This window comes from Vibrio sp. 03_296 (assembly GCF_002265885.1).
In genome coordinates this window covers 1-619 of record NZ_NPKW01000545.1, presented here as the reverse complement: position 1 = coordinate 619, position 619 = coordinate 1, and the positions used below count along the sequence as shown (strand labels likewise).

Below are 619 nucleotides of genomic sequence, written 5' to 3'. Positions count from 1 at the left end.
CTCCAATACCACTACAGGTAAAACTTAAACACACCATTTTGTATCGAAGAATAGGTAGGCCGGCTCGGGATTGAGATTGCTCTCGACGTAATCCGGAAAACCAGGTTTTAACATTGAGCTCATTCAGTGCCCGACGCATAGGTTCGACTTTATTAAGCTTATTGTATTTCTCTATACCTTCTATACCTTGCTCCCACAGTTTGCCATATCGAGCTTCCTGCCAGTTTGCACTCTCATTCGCTCGGTATACTTTGAGATTTTAGGTTTAGAGATTCAGTTAACTCATCAATAAATTGATACGTTTCAGGAAACAGGTAGCCCGTATCGGTCAAAATGACGGGAATATCGGCTTGCTGCTTCGATACCAAATGCAGCATGACAGCCGCTTGAATCCCAAAACTCGACGAAACACGCGTGTGCCCTTCCAAATTTGCAGAGCCCAAGCGACCCTATCGTGAGCTGACAGCATCTCTAACTCAACGTTGATTTCGGCAAGGCGGAGACTTTGCTCCGCCTTGGTTAACGTGAGCAATTCTGATAGCTGCAGCGTTGAAGCAACAGAATCAAGCATAGAAATCCCTTTTAGAAATGATGACCTCTTCAACAATGCCAGCACGTA

1 pseudogene is annotated in these 619 nt (G+C 44.9%); it reads right to left on the bottom strand.

From position 1 onward, the window contains the following. Positions 1–20: 20 nt before the first annotated feature. Positions 21–571, bottom strand: a pseudogene (locus CIK04_RS26070) (phosphoadenylyl-sulfate reductase); the annotation flags it as partial. Positions 572–619: the final 48 nt, after the last annotated feature.